The following is a 19657-nucleotide window of genomic DNA, read 5'->3' as shown; positions in this document are numbered from 1 at the left end:
GGACACCATGACAGCACCACGCGATAAATTCGGCCGACCGATCGTCGTCGTGACCGGCATGGGAATCGTGACGTCGCTCGGCGGCGGCAAGACCGACAATTGGAAGCGCCTCACCGCGGGTGAGTCCGGCATCAAGACCGTCACACGCTTCCCGCTCGACAGTATGAAGACGACGATGGCCGGCGCCGTCGATTTCGTCACCGTCGACCCGTTCTCCTCGACCAGCCTGTCGCAGCGTCTGGCAGAGATCGCGACCGAGGAAGCGCTTGAGCAAGCCGGCATCGGCAGCAAGGGCGACTTTCCCGGCCCGCTGTTTCTGGCAGTCGCCCCGATCGAGACCGAGTGGCCGCAGCGGCTCGAAGTCGCGCGCGAGGTTCCGACCAAGGACTTTGGAATCATCGAATACCTGGCGACCTGCAGCGGCGGGAAGTTCGCGCACTTTCACCGGCGCTTCACCTTCGGCTCCGTCGCGCTCAACCTCGCCGAGACCTTCGGCACCAAAGGGTCCCCGATTTCGCTGTCGACGGCTTGCGCGTCCGGTGCGACCGCGATCCAGCTTGGCGTCGAGGCGATCCGCCGCGGCGAAACCGATGCGACGCTGTGCGTCGCAACCGACGGCTCGGTGAACCCGGAAGCCATGGTGCGCTTCTCGCTGCTGTCGGCTCTCTCCACCCAGAACGATCCGCCGCAGGCCGCCTCGAAACCGTTCTCGAAGAACCGCGACGGCTTCGTGATGGCCGAAGGCGCCGGCGCGCTGGTGCTCGAGAGCTACGAGGCCGCGATGGCCCGCGGCGCGCGCATCCTCGGCGTCGTCGCCGGCTGCGGCGAGCTCACCGATTCCTTCCATCGCACCCGCTCGGCCCCGGACGGCAAGCCGGCGATCGGCTGCGTGCGCAAGACACTCGCCGATGCTGGAATGGAGCCCGAGCAAATCGATCACATCAACGCGCACGGGACCTCGACGCCGGAAAACGACAAGATGGAGTATCTTGCGACGTCGGCCGTGTTTGGCGAACACACCAAAAACATTCCGGTGTCGTCGAACAAGTCGATGGTCGGCCACACCATCTCGGCCGCCGGTGCAGTCGAGGCGATCTTCTCGCTGCTCACGCTCGAGCATCAGCGGATTCCGCCGACGATCAACTACGAGGTGCCTGATCCCGCGATCCCGTTCGACGTAGTCGGCAACAAGGCGCGCGATGCCAAGGTGACCGCCGTGATGTCGAACTCGTTCGGGTTCGGCGGGCAGAACGCCTCGCTGATCTTGACGCGCGAGCCGGCCTAGCGCCCTCGCCTCATCAGATGAAACGCCTGCTCCTTCGCACCAGGGCGCACCTGCGTGACGCCGCGAAGCCCGTGACCGACGCGGCGATCGGCGGGCTGACGATCGGCCTGCTGCGTACAACGCGCTATTTCGATCCCGAGAAGACCGCAAGGTTCTTCGGCCGCGCCGCCCATTTCATCGGCCGCCGGCTGCGCGAGGATCGCATCGGCCGCGAGAACCTCAAGGCCGCCTTCCCGGAAAAGTCACCGGAGGAGATCGAGGAGATCCTGACGGGCGTCTGGCACAACCTCGGACGCATCGGCGCTGAATTCGCGCACATCGACCGCATCTGGGACCACGACCCCCAAAATCCCGACAAGCCGGGTCGCGTCGAATTCTCGGCGCGCAGCAAGCAGCTGTTCGACCAGTTGCGCGACGACGGCAAGCCGGCACTGTTCTTCGCCGCACATCTCGGCAACTGGGAGCTCTCTCCGATTGCCGCCGCAGCGCATGGGCTCGACGCCACCATCCTGTTTCGGCGGCCGAACATCGAAGCCGCCGACCGCGCCATCGAGCGCATCCGCGCGGTCAATCTGGGCACACTGGTGCCGGCCGGCCGCGACGCGCCGCTCAAGCTGGCGCAGGCGCTGAAGAACGGCCAGCACGTCGCGATGCTGGTCGATCAGTATTTGACCAACGGCGTTCCCGTCACCTTCTTCGGCCGCAAGACCACAGCGAATCCGCTGCTGGCGCGCCTGCGCCGGCAGATCGATTGCCCCATCCACGGCACGCGGATCATCCGCCTGCCCGACGGCCGCTTCCGCGGCGAGGTCACCGAGGAAATCAAGCCGGTGTTCGACGCATCCGGCCAGATCGATATCCAGGGCACGATGCAGGCGATCACCGACGTCGTCGAGGGCTGGGTCCGCGAATATCCGGATCAGTGGCTCTGGCTGCACCGGCGCTGGCGGTAGGCTGGCAGCCCTACCTCGTCATTGCGAGGAGCGAAGCGACGAAGCAATCCATGCTTCAGCAGGTGCGACGCGATGGATTGCTTCGCGGAGCCTGTCGTCGGGCGCGCGTTCGCGCGACCCGTTGGCTCGCAATGACGGATAGACCTATTTCCCGGTCTTCACCCTCGTCCACAGCCGATTGATGATTCGCTGCGTCGCCGGATCGCGCGCGGTGATCACGAACAGCTTCTTCTGCATCGCTTCGTCGGGATAGATATTCTTGTCGGTGAAGATCTTCGGATCGATCAGCTTCTGGCTCGCCAGATTGCCGTTGGCGTAGGACAGAAAGTTCGAGTTCTTCGCCGCGATCTCGGGACGGTAGAGGTAGTTGATCAGCTCATAGGCCTCGGCGACGTTCTTCGCGTCCGACGGAATCGCGAGATTGTCGAAGAACATCTGCGCGCCCTCCTTCGGGATCGTGTAACCGATCTCGACGCCGGTGTTGGCTTCCGCCGCCCGGCTGCGCGCCTGCATGATGTCGCCCGACCATCCGACCACGAAGCAGATTTCGCCCGAGGCCAGCGCGCTGAGATATTCGGACGAGTGGAATTTGCGCACATAGGGCCGGATCTTGATGACGAGATCGGCGGCCTTCTCGAGGTCAGCCTGCTTGGTCGAGTTCGGATCGAGGCCGAGATAGCTCAGCGCCGCCGGCAGGATGTCGTCCGCGGAATCCAGCATGTGGATGCCGCAATCCTTGAACTTGGCGAGGTTCTCCGGCTTGAACACCATGTCCCAGCTGTCGATCTTCGCGTCGGGACCGAGAATCTTCTCCGCGATCTTGACGTTGTAGCCGATGCCGGTGGTGCCCCACATGTAGTTGGCGCCGTAGCTATTGCCGGGATCGTAAGTCGCAAGCTGCTCCGTCACCACGGGCCATGCATTGGCGAGGTTCGGCAGCTTCGACTTGTCGAGCTTGAGGAACACCTTCGCGGTGATCTGGCGCTGCAGGAAGTAGCCGGTCGGCACCACGACGTCATAGCCCGACTTGCCGGCGAGCAGCCGCGTCTCCAGCGTCTCGTTGGCGTCGAACGTATCGTAGACGACCTTGATGCCGGTTTCCTTGGTGAAGTCCTCGAGGACTCCCGGCGCCATGTAGTTCGACCAGTTGTAGAAGTTGACCGTGCGCTCCTCGGCGTCAGCGGAGGCCGAGAGCAGCAGGACCGTCGCGACCGCGCCGACGAAGCTGACGAGACGACGGTTCTGCTCTCGCATTCTGGCCTACCTCTTGCGGCGGTGGACGGCGTCCGACAACCGCTCCAGCGCGGCATCGAGCGTCGAGTCTTTCTTGGCGAAACAAAAACGCACGACCGACGTCACCGCATCCTGCTCGTAGAACGCCGACACCGGGATCGCGGCAACCTTGTAGTCCTGCACGATCCGCCAGCAGAACTCGGCATCGGTCTCGTTGAGCCGGAGCGGCAACAGGTCCACGGTGAGGAAGTAAGTCCCCTGCGACTTCAGCACCGGAAAGCCGATGCTCTCCAACCCCTTGGTCAGGCGGTCGCGGCTCCGCGCCATGTCCTTGCGCATGTCGAGGAAATAGTCGTCGGGCTTGCCGAGGCCATATGCCACCGCCGCTTGCAAATTGGGCGCCGTCGTGAAGGTGAGGAACTGGTGCACCTTCGCAGCGACGCGCAGCAGCGGCGGCGCGGCGCAGACGAAGCCGATCTTCCATCCGGTCAGCGAGAAGATCTTGCCGGCGCTGCCGACCTTGATGGTGCGATCGCGCATGCCCGGGATCGTGATCAGCGGGATGTGCTCGCGGCCGTCGAACACCACGTGTTCCCAGACCTCGTCGCAGATCGCGACCACGTCGAATTCCTGGCAGAACCGCGCCAGCAGTTCGAGGTCCTCGCGCGGATAGACCACCGCCGCCGGATTGAGCGGATTGTTGAACAGCACCGCCTTGGTCTTGTGATTGAAGACGCTGCGCAGCATCTCCTCGCTCAGCCGCCACTCCGGCGGTTCGAGCCGCAGCAGCCGCGGAATGCCGCCGGCCTGGCGGATGATCGGCAGATAGGAATCATAGACCGGCTGGAAGCACACCACCTCGTCACCGGGCTCGACCACGGAGAGGATCGAGGAGGTCAGCGCCTCGGTGCCGCCCGAGGTGACCATCACCTCGGTCATCGGATCGAGCTTGAGTCCGTGCCAGTGGCCGTAATGCGATGCGATCGCCTGACGGAGCTCCGGGATGCCCATCATCGACGGATATTGATTATAGCCGTTGATCGAGGCGTCCGCGGCGGCGCGGCGGATGTCCTCCGGTCCGGGATCGTCGGGAAAGCCCTGGCCGAGATTGATGGCGTTGTTGTCGCGCGCGGCCTGCGACATCGCCTCGAAGATGGTGACAGGAAGGTCCGCGAAGACCTTGTTCATGGAGGTCATGTCAGGGATCAGCCGCCGGCCTTGGTCGGCAGTCCCGCCGCCTTCCAGCCGATGATGCCGCCCGCCAGGTGCTTGTCATAGGGCAGGCCCGCAGCCTGGGCGGCCAGCGAGGCCGTCACCGAGCGCTTGCCGGAGCGGCAGGCGAACACCACCTGCTTGCCCTGCGGATCGGGAATCGCCGCCGGATCGAACGTCGACAGCGGCACCACGACGCCATCGGGATAGGCCTCGACGGCGACCTCGTTCGGCTCACGGACGTCGACCAGCAGATAGCGGCCTTCCGCTATGCCCTTCGACACCTCGTCCGGAAACAAATCTTCCACCTTGTGGTCCGCCACGGAAATATCCTCCCGATATCAGCTTGGCGAGCGTCGCGCGGCCCGCCGGTCCGGGCCGCAAAGTCGCCTCTTGCGCGGAGAAAATCAAGCGTCCGAAACGGGTTAGATGCCACGCCGAAACGCTGGTTCGCAGACCCTAAATCGTCACCTGCGTGCCGACCTCGACCACCCGCCCGGTCGGGATCTGGAAATAGTCGGTGGCGTCGTTCGAGGAGCGGCTCAGCGCGATGAACAGATGGTCCTGCCAGCTCGGCATGCCCGAATGCGCCGCCGGCTTCAGCGCACGGCGGGACAGAAAGAACGAGGTCGACATGATGTCGAACTGCCAACCGAGCTTGCGGGCGATCGCCAGCGTCTTCGGCACGTTAGGTTGCTCCATGAAGCCGAACTTCAGCGTCACCTTGGAGAAGGTCTCGCTCAGCTGCTCCATCCGCACCCGCTCGGACGGATCGATGCGCGGCGTCGGCGCCGTCTCGATGGTCAGGATGACGTTCTTCTCGTGCAGCACCTTGTAGTGCTTGAGGCTGTGCATCAGCGCGGTCGGCGCGCTGACGGGGTCGCTGGTCAGGAACACCGCGGTGCCGGTGACGCGCTGCGGCGGCCGCTTCTCCAGCATCGCGACGAGATCGGCGAGCGGGAATTCCAGCTTGCGCGACTTCTCGAACAAAAGCCGGCTGCCGCGCCGCCAGGTGTACATCACCACGATCATCGCGCCACCAAGTGCGAGCGGCACCCAGCCGCCCTCGAACACCTTGAGCAGGTTGGCGGCAAGGAAGGTGATGTCCAGGAACAGGAACGGCGCGACCAGCGCGGCGGCCGCAATCGGCGACCAGCGCCAGACCTTCCAGATCACGACAAAACCCATCATCGCCGTCACCACCATGGTGCCGGTCACCGAGATGCCGTAAGCCGACGCCAGTGCGCTCGACGAACGGAACATCAGCACCAGCACGATGACCGCGATGAACAGGAAACGGTTGATGCGCGGCATGTAGATCTGCCCGGAATGCGCTTCCGAGGTGTGGCGGATCTCGAACCGCGGCAACAGGCCGAGCTGGATCGCCTGCCGCGTCAGCGAATACGCGCCGGTGATGACCGCCTGGCTCGCGATCACGGTCGCCATGGTCGCCAGCGCGACCATCGGGATCAGGGCCCAGTCCGGGAACATCAGGAAGAACGGGTTCTCGATGCCCTTGGGATTGCCGATCAAGAGCGCGCCCTGCCCCAGATAGTTCAACGCCAGCGACGGCAGCACGATGAACAGCCACGCGGTCTGGATCGGGCGTTTGCCGAAATGGCCGAGATCGGCATAGAGCGCCTCGGCGCCAGTCACGGCGAGGAAGACCGCACCGAGCGTGATGAAGCCGATCACGCCGTGATGCAGCATGAACGACACCGCGAGGATCGGATTGAGCGCGTACAGCACTTCGGGATGCCGCACGATCTGCGGCAGCGCCGCGACCGCGATCACGGCGAACCAGACGCACATCACCGGCCCGAAGAAGGCCGCGACGCGCGCGGTGCCGCGCGACTGCACCGCGAACAGCACGACCAGGATCACCACCGTGAGCGGGACGACATAGGGATCGAATGTCGAGGTGACGAGCTTAATGCCTTCGATTGCCGACAGCACCGAGAGCGCCGGCGTGATGACGGCGTCGCCATAGAACAGCGCGCCACTGATGATGCCGAGCAGCACGATCGCGGCGCCGCCCTTGGTCGCCGCGCGCTGCGCCAGCGCCATCAGCGCCAGCGTGCCGCCCTCGCCATTGTTGTCGGCGCGCAGCAGGATCACGACGTATTTCAGCGTGACGACGATGATCAGCGCCCAGAGGATCAGCGAGAGCACGCCGAGCACCGCATGCGCCGTCACCGCGCCCTCGCCGCCGGCGGCCGCCGCGACGGCTTCGCGCAGCGCGTAGAGCGGGCTGGTGCCGATGTCGCCATAGACGACACCGATGCTGCCGAGCATCAGGGCCTTGAAGGTGGCGGTGGAATGCGCCTCGCCATTGCCGTTTGCCGCCGGCGTTTCCGCCGCGGTGATCGCACTCTCGGATGACATGGGGAAGCTGTGCCTCTGTCTTCTGCCGCACCGCACAATGCCGGGTCGCAGGGCTATACTCCCGGCAGGAATGCATAGGTTAGCCCGGATTCAGGCCTCCGCCATGCACATCACGCATGGATCACGGTTGATATCAGAATCCTGCGCCCGATCAGATAGTTACCTGGGTACCCACTTCAACCACCCGGCCGGTCGGGATCTGGAAATAGTCGGTGGCATCATTGGCGGACCGGCTCATCGCGATGAACAGATGGTCCTGCCATTGCGGCATCCCGGACTGGGCCGACGGCTTCAGCGAGCGGCGCGACACGAAGAACGAGGTCGCCATGATGTCGAACTGCCAGCCGAGCTTGCGCGCGACCGCCAGCGCCTTCGGCACGTTCGGCGATTCCATGTAGCCGAAGCGCAGGCGCACCGCGGTGAACTTGTCGCTCACCTTCTCCATGGTGACGCGCTCGGACAGATCGACGCGCGGCGTCGGTGCGGTCTCGATGGTCAGGATCACATTGTGCTCGTGCAGCACCTTGTTGTGCTTGAGATTGTGCAGCAGCGCGGTCGGCACGAAACTGGGATCGCTGGTCAGGAACACCGCGGTGCCCTTGACGATATGCGGCGGCCGCTTCTCCAGACTGTGGATCAGGTCGCGCAGCGGCACCTCGATGCGTCGGGTCTTGGCGACCAGGATGGCGGCGCCGCGGCGCCAGGTCCAGATCATCGTCGCCATGACGGCGCCGAACAGCAGCGGCACCCAGGCGCCCTCGAACAGCTTCAGGAGATTGGCGCTGAAGAAGGTCATGTCGACGATCACGAACGGCAGGATCAACGCCGCCGCCGACGCCACGCGCCAGTTCCACAGCTTCCAGATCACGATGAAGCCCATGATGCCGTCGGCGACCATGGTGGTGGAGACGGCGATGCCATAGGCCGACGCAAGCCCGCTCGAGGTGCGGAACAGCAGCACCAGCAGCAGCACGCCGATCAACAGCAGCCGGTTGACCCGCGGCAGATAGATTTGCCCGGCATGGGTCTCCGAGGTGTAGCGGACCTCGAAGCGCGGCAAGAGCCCGAGCTGCACCGCCTGGCTGATCAGCGAATAGGCGCCGGTGATGACCGCCTGGCTCGCGATCACCGTCGCGGCGGTGGCGAGCCCGACCAGCGGCAGCAGCAGCACGTCGGGCACCATGCGGTAGAACGAGTTCTCGATCGCGCTGGGATCGGACAGCACCAGCGCGCCCTGCCCGAAATAGTTCAGCAGCAGCGAGGGCAGCACGAAGAACAGCCAGCCCGACTGGATCGGCTTGCGGCCGAAATGCCCGAGATCGGCATACAGCGCCTCGCCGCCGGTCACCGCGAGGAACACCGCGCCCAGCGTCACCAGGCCGATGGTGCCGTGGGTCAGCATGAACTGGAGCGCGTAATAGGGATTGATCGCCGCCAGCACCGACGGGTCGTCCATGATGTGGACGAGCCCCATTACCGCCAGCGAGGCGAACCACACCACCATCACCGGACCGAAGGCGGACGCGACGCGCGCGGTGCCAGAACTCTGCACCGAGAACAGCACGACCAGGATCAGGATCGTCAGCGGCACCACATAGTGCTCGAGATGCGGGGTGGCGAGCTTGAGGCCTTCGACCGCCGACAGCACCGAGATCGCCGGCGTGATCATGGAATCGCCGATGAACATCGAGGCGCCGACCACGCCGAGCGCGAGCAGCGGCCAGCTGCGCCGACCGATCGCGCGTTGGCCGAGCGCCATCAGCGACAGCGTGCCGCCCTCGCCATTGTTGTCGGCGCGCAGCAGCAGCAGCACGTATTTCGCGGTGACGACGGTGAACAGCGCCCACAGGATCAGGCTGAGCACGCCCAGCACCATGATGCGGGTGACCGGCTGGCCGTGCGCGGCGCCGCCGACCGCCTCGCGGAATGCGTAGAGCGGCGAAGTTCCGATATCGCCGAACACCACCCCGATGCTGCCGAGTGTCAGGGCCCAGAAGCTGGAGGTGGGTTGCCCTTCCTGAGCTTCGGTAGATGAGACGCTGACAGCCATGGCGAGGTTGGAACGCCCGATCGGTTGATTTGATCCGCGCGGCTATCGACGCTTCCGCTCCGCGTGTCAACCGCGCAACAATGGTAGTTGACGGTAGTATGGTAACCCAGAGCTACGGCTTCAGATCCGGCGGCAGTGGCGGATTTTCCCGCATCAACGTGATGGTCACGCGACGATTGGCCGGCAGCGTCGGATCGTCGGGAAACAGCGGCTGGCCGTCGGCCTTGCCGGAAACCGCGAAAATATGCGACGGCGGCAGCCCTTCCCGCTCCAGGATCTGCCGCACCGCGTTGGCGCGGTCCGCGGACAGGTCGAAGCCGTCATAGTCGCTGCGCGCCGGCACGAAGCCTGCGGCTGTATGCCCCACGATCGCAACCCGCAGCGGCGTCGCCTTCAGCGGCGCGGCCAGCTTCTGGATCAGCCGGCGGGTGCGGTCATACGGCTCCCTGGAACCGTCGGCGAACATCGAGCGGCCGTCCTGGTCGACGATCTCGAGGTTGAGCCCTTCCTTGGTCTCCTCGAACATGATGTTCTTGGAGATCTCGGTCAGCTCCGGCATGTCCTGCAGCGCCTGGCGGAGCGAGGCCGAGGCGAGCGCGAATTCGCGGTCGATCTTCAGCCGCGCGCCGTTGATCTGGCTGCGCTCCTTCTCGTCCGGCGTCGGATTGGCCGAAGAGTCCTCCGGCGAGATGTGCTCGACGTTCTTCAGCTTCGGCCGGGTCGGCAGGCCGTCGGATTCGACGATACCGGAATAGCGCACATTGGTCTGCACGCCGAAAGCATCGCGCATCGAGCCGGCGACGATCTTCAGCTTGTTGTTGTCCATGGTGGAGAACGCGACGAGCATCACGAAGAAGCTCATCATCAGGCCCATCAGGTCGGCGAAGGTCACGAACCAGCCGTGACCTCCGGTATGGGCGTCGCCGCGCTTTTTCTTGGCCATCGCTGCGTTTCCCGAAAGCGCGGTCCGGTCAGGCCGGAACCGGCTCGCCTTCCTCCTGGCGATGCTTCTCCGGCAGATAGGCCAGCAGCATCTCGCGCACCAGCGCGGGGCTCTTGGAGTCGCGGATCATCAGGATGCCGTCGATGATCAGCGTGCGGTTGGTCTCCTCGTCGAGCAGCTTGCCGTGCAGCTTGTCGGCGATCGGCAGGCAGAACAAATTGGCGACCAGCGCGCCGTACAGCGTCGCGAGCAGCGCGGTCGCCATGAACGGGCCGAGCTTGGAGGGGTCGGTCATGTTGGCGAACATCTGCACCATGCCGATCAGCGTGCCGATCATGCCGAACGCCGGCGCGCAGTCGCCGATCGCGCGATAGATCTTGCTGCCCTCGTCGAGGTGCATCAGGAAGTTGTCGCGGTCGCGTTCCATGTTGTCGCGGATGAATTCGAGGTCGTAACCGTCGGCGACGTAACGGATGCCCTTGGCGAGGAACGGCTCGTCGGTCTCGACCTTCTCCAGCCCAACCGGGCCCTGCTTGCGGGCGATCTCGGCGATGCGGGCGAGTTCGTCGACGAGGTCGCGGGCCGACAGCCGGCTCATGGTGAAGGCGAATTTGGCGCCGAGCGGCAGGCCGTGCAGCATCACGCCGAGCGGAAAGCGGATCATCGTCGCCGCGATCGAGCCGCCGAAGATGATGATCATAGCGTGTTCGGAGATGAACATGTGCAGGTCGCCGCCCATGAACATCATCACCGCGATGACGATGATGCCAGCCAACAGCCCGGCGCCAGTCATGATATCCATAGGAGACTCCAACGCGTACGCAACCTGCCCGTCCTGGACGGCGCGCAGCCCAAGGCGGGCCGCGTGGAAAACCCTAACGTTAACGCCATTAAGGACGCGTTACCGAATTTGGTAGGGATAACAACGGGTAAACGCCGGTCTTTTCGCGATGTCGTTGAAGATGCTGGCTTTCCGCAAGCGAGCCTGCCGTCGCATCCACAAAACCCCTCCCCGTAGAACAACGGACATGGGATAGGATTGCCGGAAGCGTTTTTGCGCGAACTGGCTACCGGCTCGCGTGAAGAGAACGCGTCAACACAAGAAACCAGGGCCCCGTTCCGATTCAATCGGAACGGAAAAGGCCCGCGAGGAAACCAACCAATGAGCAGGACAGGATGAAGGCGGTCGTCGTCGAGCAATACGCACCCATCGATCAGATCGGGCTGAGGGAGATCGCCACCCCCGAACCCGGCCCCGGACAGATCCGCGTCCGGGTCCACGCCGCGAGCATCGGCTTCGTCGATGGGCTGAAGGTCGAAGGCCGCTACCAGACCAAGGATGCCCTGCCCTTTACGCCGGGCGCGGAATTCGCCGGCGTGGTCGATGCGGTCGCAGGCGATGTCGCCGGCATCGCGGCGGGCATGCGGGTGATGGGCGCGGCGCGCTCGGGCGCGCTGGCCGAGCATATCGTGGTGCCGCCCGATGCCGTCGAGATCATGCCCGACGGACTGTCGATGGAGGCTGCCGCGGCCTTTCGCACCAATTACCTCACCGCGCTCTATGCGCTTGGCGAGCGCGGCTCGCTCAAGGCCGGCGAGCAACTGCTGGTGCTCGGCGCCGCCGGCGGCACCGGCATCGCCGCCATTCAAGTCGGCAAGCTGCTCGGCGCGCGCGTCGTCGCCGCGGCCTCGACGGAGGAGAAGCGCCACTTCGCCGCAAGCTTCGGTGCCGACGCGGTCGTCGACTACACGAGGCCCGACTGGCGCGACGCGCTGAAGGACGCGACCGGCGGCCACGGCCCCGACGTGATTTTCGATCCGGTCGGCGGCGAGGTCTCGCTGCAGGCGTTCCGCTCGATCGCCTGGAACGGCCGCCACGTCGTGGTCGGCTTCGCGGCCGGCAGCATCCCCGCGCTGCCGTTCAATCTGCCGCTCCTGAAGGGCGGCCTCCTGATCGGCGTCGACGCCGCCCAGATCGCGCGCCGCGAGCCTGAAGCGCAGGCGCGCGTGATGACGCAATTGTCGGCATGGCTGAACGATGGCCGGCTGACGCCCGTGGTCGGCAAGGTGTTCGCGTTCGAGGACTTTCGCGCGGCCTTCACCACGATGCAGACCCGCGCCGCGCTCGGCAAGATGGTGGTGCGGATCGGGTCGTGAGAGAGGCAGCGCTATCGCCTCATCCTCGCTGTCGTCCCTGCGAAAGCAGGGACCCATAACCACAAGCGCTGATTGGTGTGCTTCGCTGGAATGACGAGCTCTGTTCACGACATCCGCCGCGGCGTATGGGTCCCTGCTTTCGCAGGGACGACACTGAATATGTGGCGCGGTCTGTGAGTCAAACAAACGCATTCTCGCGACATGAATCGTCCGAGCTTTGCTTTTCGTTTCGCCGCTCTGAGAACAGAGGGCGCAGGGAAAGCCGGGTGCCGATCGCACCCATGGGTCCCGCGTAATAAAAAACGCGGGAGGTAGGACCACAGGTGTAACCGGAAACAACCCGGCTTTCCCTGCGCGATGGGTTACGGCTTATACGTGCTCTCCCCGGTGAGACTGGGCTTGTTTGTCACCGTCTTCACAATGCGCATCGCGCAATGCGAAAAGACACCTGCCGCTAGGGCGTCAGGACCACACGATTTCGCCGTCCGCCTCACATGCATGTCGTCGCACGCATGCTCGGCGTCCACCGCATCCCACGCCGCGTTCGTGACGATCGCGAAGCGCCCCTCGATCGGGTGAGACGGATGTATTGAACATCTGAGTTGGGTCATCTGTCAAGTTAAATTCTGAAAAGCCGAACGAATTGATTGAGCCCACAGACTGACGAATGACGAGCAGCAAGCTGCGGGAGGGCGCCGACCTCCTGGAGAAGCCGGTCTCGCAAGCCAAGCTCGACTTGAGGATCGGAAAGATACGCGACCGTCGCCAAGGTTCGCGAAAAGTATCACAGGTTATTGTTGCGGGGTTCTGTGCCGCCTTAGCGTTGCGGAATACGGCATTCGGGGACGAAAAAATGCAGGACATGCTCACGCATCTCGAAAAGCTTCGCCGCGACGCGGCGGAGTGTGCGTTGATCCGCGATCTGGCGACTGACTTGCGCAAGCGCGAGCTGTTCAGCAAGCTCGCCGAACATCTCACGGCCCTTGCCACCGAGGTGGAGGAGACCATCAACGCAGCACGCAAGGAGGACCAAGTCATCTAGCGAAGCCTACGTCGTCCGTTCGAACGTATCGACATTTGTCGTGACAGCTCGCCACCAGTTCACGGACTTCAGGGCCGCCGCTTCACCTTCTCGGGCCGCGACCAGCGCCTTGTCCGACACGACAAACCACGCCGTTTCGATTTTTTGATCGCGAAGCAAGCGTTATAGGAGACCACACGATCGCCAGTCGCCGACGAACCGACCGACGAAAATCCGATGCAATTGCCTTGGTGGACGCCGACGATCGCGACCGTCTGGCCGTAGAAGCCGCTATCGGCCAGCGCGGTTCGAAACGTCCCCTCGATGCGGCCATTGGCTTCGCTGGTGATCTCGACGATCGAACCGTATTGGTTTTTCCACCTGCCGACCCACGTCATCTCGTTCTCCCGGTAACGCATGCCCCCCTCGAACGAGCGGGACAACTTGCTCAGGAAATCGACGTTCCGAACATCGCCCAGGTCCTGGGAGGGCGTGGCAATTTGCCGGATGGAACCAACGTCGCAACGGCGCATTGTCATTTCACCCATCGGTTGACAGGTAATATGCCGCCAGTATCGGTAGACTTGCCGATCCTGTAGCATTGCTTGTTCGCCGAGGAGCCTATTCGCCGCAATGTGTTGTATTTCAGGATTCTTTGTCTTGGCACTTTTTGCACATCGAGCATCGAGCACGACGTCGCGATCGCGCGGGCGGATTACCACCAAAGAGGCGCGATGAAGACCGACAAGGCCATCTGGTACGTCTCGTTCGCCATGCGAAATCCTGACGCCGGACATCATCGCTTCGCGCGCCAGACCCGTACCTTCACGACCGAGCAGGATGCCAAGGCGTTTGCGCGCACCCTGCTCGTTCAGACGCAGGACGTCAGCGCCGGAACGATCAATCCGCACATACCGAGACGCGTGATCGCGCCGGCCGCGATCACGGCCTGGGCCGGCGACAACTGAGCCTTCGCCGCCGTTGCTTCCTACAGAAAGCGTGAGGGCGCAAACGGGGCGAGCGGAATCTCCGGCACCTTGCCGCTCAGGAGTTGCGCGACCAGCCGGCCGGTGCGGGCCGATCCGACCAGGCCGACATGGCCGTGGCCGAAGGCGTAAACCACGTCGCGCGTCGCACGGGCATAACCGATGCAGGGGCGCCCGTCGGGCATGCTCGGCCGATGGCCGAACCAGGTCTTGATCCGCGATGGCGGAATATCCCTCGGCAGCTTCGGGAACATGCTGAAGAGATGCTCGCGCAGGATTTCGGCGCGCTTCCAGTTCGGCGCGGCGTCAAGCCCCGCGATCTCCACCGTACCTGCGGCGCGCAGGCCTTTGTCGGTCCAGTTGACAACCATCTTGGCATCGGAGGCCATCATCGAATTGCGCGGGCCGGATTCCGGATTCTCGATCATGACGTGATAGCCGCGCTCAGTCTCCAGCGGCAGCGGATCGCCGATCGAGGCGGTCAGTTGCCTGGAGCGCGCGCCCGCGGCGACGACAGCCGCGTCGCAGGCGATCTCGCCGCTCTCGGTGACCACGGCGACCAGCTTGTTGCCGGCAAGCCTGAGGCCCGTGGCCTTGGCGGCGACGCGCTCGGCGCCATCAGCGATGGCGTGGGCGGCGAGCGCCGCGACATAGGCGCCGGGATCGCGGCAGCGTCCCGCCTCCTCCACCACGACGCCGAATTTGTAGCGCGGATGCAGATCGGGCTCGCGCTGGCGCATCTCGTCTTCATCGAGCTCCAGCCATTCGATGCCGACGCGCTTGCGGATGCGCCAGCCGAGATCGCGGTCGAACGGCGCGCGCGAGGGAAACACATGCATCACCCCGCGCCGCTCGATCAATTCGCCGACGCCGGCTTCCTCGGCAAGCTGCCGGTGCAGCAGCGGCGCATCCTTCAACAGATCGCGCATCGCCCGCGCGGTGGCCTCGACCTGCGCCTCGGTCCGGCTCGACAGCAGATACTTGACTAGCCAGGGCAAGGCCTTCGGCAGGTACGACCAGCGGATCGCCAGCGGACCGAGCGGATCAATCAGATAGCCCGGCACCTTCTTCCAGGTGCCCGGCTCGGCCGGCGGGATCACCGAATGCGACGACAGCCAGCCCGCATTGCCGTAGCTCGCCGCCTGCGTGCCGCCGGGCTCGCCCGGATCGATCAAGGTGACGCTGTGGCCCTCGCGCAGCGCCTCGATGGCGCTGATCACGCCGACCGCGCCGGCCCCGATGATCGCGACCCGACGGCCGGTGGACTCAGGCATCAGTTCGCAGCCTGCACGAAGTCTTTACCGACCGACAGCGCGCGCTGATCGACCAGGCAGTGCAGGATCGCGGGCTTGCCTGAGGCCAGCGCGCGCTCGAACGCGGGCGCGAAGTCTTCGGTGCGCTCGACCCGTTCGCCATGGCCGCCGAACGCCTTGGCATAAAGCGCGAAGTCCGGGTTCTTGAGTTGGGTGCCGACGACGCGGCCCGGATAGTCGCGCTCCTGATGCATGCGGATGGTGCCGTATTGCGCGTTGTCGATGACGACGACGATCAGCGGCGCGTCGTACTGCACGGCGGTGGCGAACTCCTGCCCGTTCATCAGGAAGCAGCCGTCGCCGGCGAACGCCACAACGACCCGGTCCGGATGATGCCGCTTGGCCATCACAGCCGCCGGCACGCCGTAGCCCATCGAGCCCGAGGTCGGCGCGAGCTGCGCGGCGAACGCGTGGAAGCGATGGTGGCGGTGAATCCAGCCGGCATAATTGCCGGCGCCGTTGCAGACGATGGCATCCTTCGGCAGGCGATCGCGCAGCCAGGTCACGACCTCGCCATACTGGAAGCTGCCCGGCAGCTCGCGCGGCTTGTCGGTCCAGGCGAGGTAGTCCGCGTGCGCCTTGGCCGCCTCACCCTTCCACACGGGTGCGGCTGCGGGCTTCATGGTCTCAACCGCGGCGGCGAAGGCTGCGGGCGTCGCCTGGATTGCGAGCGCCGGCTGGTAGACGCGGCCGAGCTCTTCGGCGCCGGGATGGACATGGATCAGCTTCTGGCTCGGCACCGGAATGTCGAGCAGCGTGTAGGACGAGGACGGCATTTCCGACATGCGGCCGCCGATCAACAGGATGACATCGGCGCCGGTGATGCGATCCCTAAGCTTCGGGCTCGGGCCGATGCCGAGATCGCCGGCATAATGCGAGTGGTCGGCATCGAACAGCGAGGCGCGGCGGAACGAGGTTGTAACCGGCAGGTCGAAGCGCTCGGCGAAGCGCGCGATGCCCTTGGCGGCCTCCGCGGTCCAGGCCGAGCCGCCGAGCACCACGATCGGCGCCCTGGCGCCGGCGAGCATGCTGCCGAGGCGCTCGAGATCGGCCGGCGCCGGCCAAGTCGCCGCAGGCTCGACCTTCGGCGCGTCGGCGACCGCGGCGGCTTCAGTCAGCATGTTCTCCGGCAGCGAGATCACCACCGGACCGGGCCGGCCCTGCAGCGCGACGCGGAAGGCGCGTGCGACCAGTTCCGGAATCCGATCCGGACGATCGATCTCGACCGCCCATTTCGCCATGGTGCCGAACACCGCCTTGTAGTCGAGTTCCTGGAACGCCTCGCGCTCGCGCATGCCGGTGTCGACCTGGCCGACGAACAGGATCATCGGGGTGGAGTCCTGCATCGCGATGTGCACGCCATGGGCGGCATTGGTCGAGCCCGGACCGCGCGTGACGAAGCAGATGCCCGGACGTCCCGTCAGCTTGCCGTAGGCCTCCGCCATCATCGCGGCGCCGCCCTCGGCGCGGCAAATCACGACGTCGATCGGGGTGTCGTGCAAGGCGTCGAGCGCCGCCAGATAGCTCTCGCCCGGCACGCAGGTGACGCGCTCCACCCCTTGCGCGACCAACTGGTCGATCAGGATCCGGCCTCCGGTGCGGGCATTGCTTTTGGTCATGAGGGCTCCCTGCAAGTACTGGCGCGCGTTTGAGCTTCGCGCGGATCGTGGTCACACGGGGTATGATAGACGGAAATGGGGTGCAAGGCCGAAGCTGCGTCTCCCGCGCGCAGCGGCGCCAAGCCATGCGGTAGGCAATGGGCAACGCCGTTTCGTCATCGATTTCCGCAGAGCGGACGATCGCCGGCAGGATTGAAGCCGCTAGCCGGCGCGCAGCGCAGCTCACCGTCGTCCGGCTCCAGGGCGATCTCGTCGCGCTCGCGGGACCGATGTCACGGCGCCGGTCTGCGGCCCTGATCGGGTCTCGCGCGACGTGATCAACCTGTGCGTGCTTCTTTCAGGGGCACTCCCATCGACGATGGCGCAACCTCGCGATCATCACGAGGCGCCGATCGCCGCAACAGAGCGTAGGCGGAAAAATGCTCGCACGCCACATCCCCAGGACTGACAGCGCGCGGCCGCCGATACGATTGCAGTCAGGAGCTCTCCGATGCGCGCCATGGCGTGGCACGATCTGCATAAGCCAACGCGACATGTGCACGATAACAATCATTGGGAGCGCACGCGTCTGCTTCCGTAAGACTACGGTGCAGCGATCGGTCGCTCCGCATCTTCACCGCACGATCGCATGGATTTCACGGCAAATCGTGGTGTTACGCGGCGTTTTCGATTGCGCTCATCGCGAGCATCGCGCGTTCGATCTTGCGCGAGCGCATGCGGCGCATTGCACACCCTTCTTGATGGAATTCGAATCGCCTACCGTTTCACGCAGTCAGAAATTGTAAATCGTGTAGCGCACCTGCGTGCGGCCGGCGGTGGAAGGCATTCCGCTGCCGATCAGGTGCACCGTTTCAATTCACCAAGATCATTATCAAGGCTGGAGGGCAATGCATGTTGGGGATGAAGAGCGTCGCAAGCGTCGTCGGCTCGGACGGTTCGTACCGGCTGTTCGACGACATGCCGATCAGTGTCATGCTCTGCGAGCTGGACAATTTCAAAATCACCTACATCAACGAGTCGACGCGGCAGAACCTGAAGAAGATCGAGCATGTCCTGCCGGTGAAGGTCGACGCGCTGATCGGGCAATCGATCGATATCTTTCACAAGAACCCGCAGCATCAGCGCCGGCTGCTGTCCGACCCGAAGAACCTGCCGCACAGGGCGCGCATCACCATCGGCGGCGAGACGCTCGATCTCACCGTGACGGCGATGACCAATTCGCGCGGCCGTTACACCGGCCCGATGCTGACCTGGGAGCTCGCGACCGAGAAGGCGCGGCTTGAAACCCAGACCGAGCGGCTGTTGCAGATGCTCGACAACATGCCGATCAACATCATGATGTGCGATACCGATTTCAACATCACCTACATCAACCAGACCAGCCTCAAGACGCTCGACACCGTGAAGCACCTGCTTCCGGTGGCGCCGGACAAGATCCTCGGCAACTCGTTCGACATCTTCCACAAGAACCCGGCGCACCAGCGGCGCATCGTCGGCGATCCCAAGAACCTGCCGCATGCGGCCAAGATCAAGCTCGGTCCGGAAACGCTCGACCTGCGGGTCTCCGGGCTGACCGACAAGCGCGGCAACTACACCGGCGCGATGCTGAGCTGGTCGGTCGTGACAGGCAATGTGAAGTTGGCCGACGATTTCGAGAAGGATGTGAAGGGGCTTGCCGGGATGCTGGCGTCGGCCTCGACGCAAATGCAGGGCACGGCACGATCGCTGACGACGACCGCCGAATTCGTCAATCAGCGCTCGGCGAGCGCGGCGTCCGCGTCCGAGGAGCTGTCGTCCTCGGTCAACGAGATCAGCCGCCAAGTGGCCGAGGCGAGCCGCATCGCCCGCATGGCGGTCGACGAAGCCGAGAAGTCCGACAAGCTGGTCGCGGGCCTCGTGACCATGGCGCAGAAGATCGGCGACGTCGTCGCGCTGATCAGCCAGATCGCCGGCCAGACCAACCTGCTTGCGCTCAACGCAACCATCGAGTCCGCGCGCGCCGGCGAGGCCGGACGCGGCTTCGCCGTCGTCGCCTCCGAGGTGAAGGCGCTGGCCAACCAGACCGCCAAGGCCACGGAAGACATTTCGGCGCAGATCAACGAGATGCAGACCGCGACCGGCAACACCGCCACGGCGCTGAAGGCGATCTCGCAGGTCATCGTCCAGATCAGCGAGATCTCGACCGTGATCGCCAGCGCCGTCGAGGAACAGGCCGCGGCCACCAAGGAGGTCACCGCCAACATCAACGGCACGACCAAGGCGATCGACGATGCCAGCAAGGCCGCCGAGAACGTGCTGGCGGCCTCCGGAGAGCTCGCCAGCAACGCCTCCGAGCTGGAAGTTCAGGTCGACAAGTTCCTCAAGAACGTGCGCGCGATGTAGCGGCGCGCGAAGGACAGGAGCGCGCACTCACCTCTCCGCGTCATTCCGGGGCGATGCGCGAGCATCGAACCCGGAATCTCGAAATTGCGGCTCGAGATTCCGGGTTCATGCTTCGCAT

16 protein-coding genes are annotated in these 19657 nt (G+C 64.7%); 6 read left to right on the top strand and 10 right to left on the bottom strand.

What is annotated here, in order from left to right; all coding sequences use genetic code 11:
* Nucleotides 1-7: 7 nt before the first annotated feature.
* Both ACVWYP_RS21670 and ACVWYP_RS21665 read left to right on the top strand, forming a co-directional pair.
* Nucleotides 8-1285, top strand: coding sequence for a beta-ketoacyl-ACP synthase (locus ACVWYP_RS21670; protein ID WP_028344597.1), 1278 nt, complete (start codon nucleotides 8-10; stop codon nucleotides 1283-1285).
* 17 nt (nucleotides 1286-1302) lie between these two features.
* Nucleotides 1303-2238 (top strand): lipid A biosynthesis lauroyl acyltransferase, encoded by a 936-nt coding sequence (locus tag ACVWYP_RS21665; RefSeq protein ID WP_304499746.1) that lies wholly within the window; start codon nucleotides 1303-1305, stop codon nucleotides 2236-2238.
* A gap of 144 nt (nucleotides 2239-2382) precedes the next feature.
* On the opposite strand, the gene ACVWYP_RS21660 is transcribed toward ACVWYP_RS21665, so the two are convergent.
* From ACVWYP_RS21660 to ACVWYP_RS21630, 7 genes are all read right to left on the bottom strand, one after another.
* Entirely contained in the window at nucleotides 2383-3492 is a 1110-nt protein-coding gene (locus ACVWYP_RS21660) for a polyamine ABC transporter substrate-binding protein (RefSeq protein WP_038384065.1), read from the bottom strand.
* 6 nt (nucleotides 3493-3498) lie between these two features.
* On the bottom strand, nucleotides 3499-4668 hold the full coding sequence (locus ACVWYP_RS21655; RefSeq protein ID WP_304499745.1) for an aminotransferase: 1170 nt from the start codon (nucleotides 4666-4668) through the stop codon (nucleotides 3499-3501).
* Nucleotides 4669-4676: 8 nt separating this feature from the next.
* Nucleotides 4677-5006, bottom strand: a complete 330-nt coding sequence (locus ACVWYP_RS21650; protein ID WP_028344593.1) for a rhodanese-like domain-containing protein — start codon at nucleotides 5004-5006, stop codon at nucleotides 4677-4679.
* A 136-nt stretch (nucleotides 5007-5142) separates the two neighbouring features.
* Nucleotides 5143-7068, bottom strand: a complete 1926-nt coding sequence (locus tag ACVWYP_RS21645; RefSeq protein ID WP_304499743.1) for a potassium transporter Kup — start codon at nucleotides 7066-7068, stop codon at nucleotides 5143-5145.
* A gap of 151 nt (nucleotides 7069-7219) precedes the next feature.
* Nucleotides 7220-9118 carry a potassium transporter Kup gene (locus tag ACVWYP_RS21640; RefSeq protein ID WP_304499742.1) on the bottom strand — a complete coding sequence of 633 codons (1899 nt, stop codon included), beginning with the start codon at nucleotides 9116-9118 and terminating at the stop codon, nucleotides 7220-7222.
* Between the two features lie 112 nt (nucleotides 9119-9230).
* A complete protein-coding gene (locus tag ACVWYP_RS21635) occupies nucleotides 9231-10061 on the bottom strand; it encodes an OmpA/MotB family protein (RefSeq protein WP_016848417.1) in 831 nt (276 codons plus the stop codon).
* Between the two features lie 28 nt (nucleotides 10062-10089).
* On the bottom strand, nucleotides 10090-10863 hold the full coding sequence (locus ACVWYP_RS21630; RefSeq protein WP_016848416.1) for a motility protein A: 774 nt from the start codon (nucleotides 10861-10863) through the stop codon (nucleotides 10090-10092).
* Between the two features lie 374 nt (nucleotides 10864-11237).
* Between ACVWYP_RS21630 and ACVWYP_RS21625 the strand changes: the two genes are divergently transcribed.
* Both ACVWYP_RS21625 and ACVWYP_RS21620 read left to right on the top strand, forming a co-directional pair.
* Nucleotides 11238-12218 (top strand): NADPH:quinone oxidoreductase family protein, encoded by a 981-nt coding sequence (locus tag ACVWYP_RS21625; RefSeq protein WP_304499741.1) that lies wholly within the window; start codon nucleotides 11238-11240, stop codon nucleotides 12216-12218.
* Nucleotides 12219-13071: 853 nt separating this feature from the next.
* The gene (locus tag ACVWYP_RS21620) at nucleotides 13072-13260 is read left to right on the top strand and encodes a hypothetical protein (RefSeq protein WP_304500269.1); all 189 of its coding nucleotides are present in this window, start codon (nucleotides 13072-13074) and stop codon (nucleotides 13258-13260) included.
* A 68-nt stretch (nucleotides 13261-13328) separates the two neighbouring features.
* Here the strand turns inward: ACVWYP_RS21620 and ACVWYP_RS21615 are convergent, their stop codons facing one another.
* Nucleotides 13329-13778, bottom strand: coding sequence for an avidin/streptavidin family protein (locus tag ACVWYP_RS21615; protein ID WP_304499740.1), 450 nt, complete (start codon nucleotides 13776-13778; stop codon nucleotides 13329-13331).
* Between the two features lie 66 nt (nucleotides 13779-13844).
* Here ACVWYP_RS21615 and ACVWYP_RS21610 point away from each other — a divergent pair, with 66 nt between their 5' ends.
* Nucleotides 13845-14207: a hypothetical protein gene (locus ACVWYP_RS21610; RefSeq protein ID WP_304499739.1), complete on the top strand. Its 363-nt coding sequence runs from the start codon at nucleotides 13845-13847 to the stop codon at nucleotides 14205-14207.
* A gap of 20 nt (nucleotides 14208-14227) precedes the next feature.
* Here the strand turns inward: ACVWYP_RS21610 and ACVWYP_RS21605 are convergent, their stop codons facing one another.
* Nucleotides 14228-15499, bottom strand: a complete 1272-nt coding sequence (locus tag ACVWYP_RS21605) for an NAD(P)/FAD-dependent oxidoreductase (RefSeq protein WP_304499738.1) — start codon at nucleotides 15497-15499, stop codon at nucleotides 14228-14230.
* Complete coding sequence (locus ACVWYP_RS21600) at nucleotides 15499-17157, bottom strand: thiamine pyrophosphate-binding protein (RefSeq protein WP_304499737.1); 1659 nt, start codon at nucleotides 17155-17157, stop codon at nucleotides 15499-15501. Before ACVWYP_RS21600 ends, ACVWYP_RS21605 begins: the two co-directional genes overlap by 1 nt.
* An 891-nt stretch (nucleotides 17158-18048) precedes the next feature.
* Between ACVWYP_RS21600 and ACVWYP_RS21595 the strand changes: the two genes are divergently transcribed.
* Nucleotides 18049-19539 (top strand): methyl-accepting chemotaxis protein, encoded by a 1491-nt coding sequence (locus ACVWYP_RS21595; protein WP_304499736.1) that lies wholly within the window; start codon nucleotides 18049-18051, stop codon nucleotides 19537-19539.
* Nucleotides 19540-19657: the final 118 nt, after the last annotated feature.

The organism is Bradyrhizobium sp. USDA 3262, from assembly GCF_054060035.1.
The sequence above is the reverse complement of the archived record's forward strand: the minus strand, read 5'-3'. Positions and strand labels throughout refer to the sequence as shown.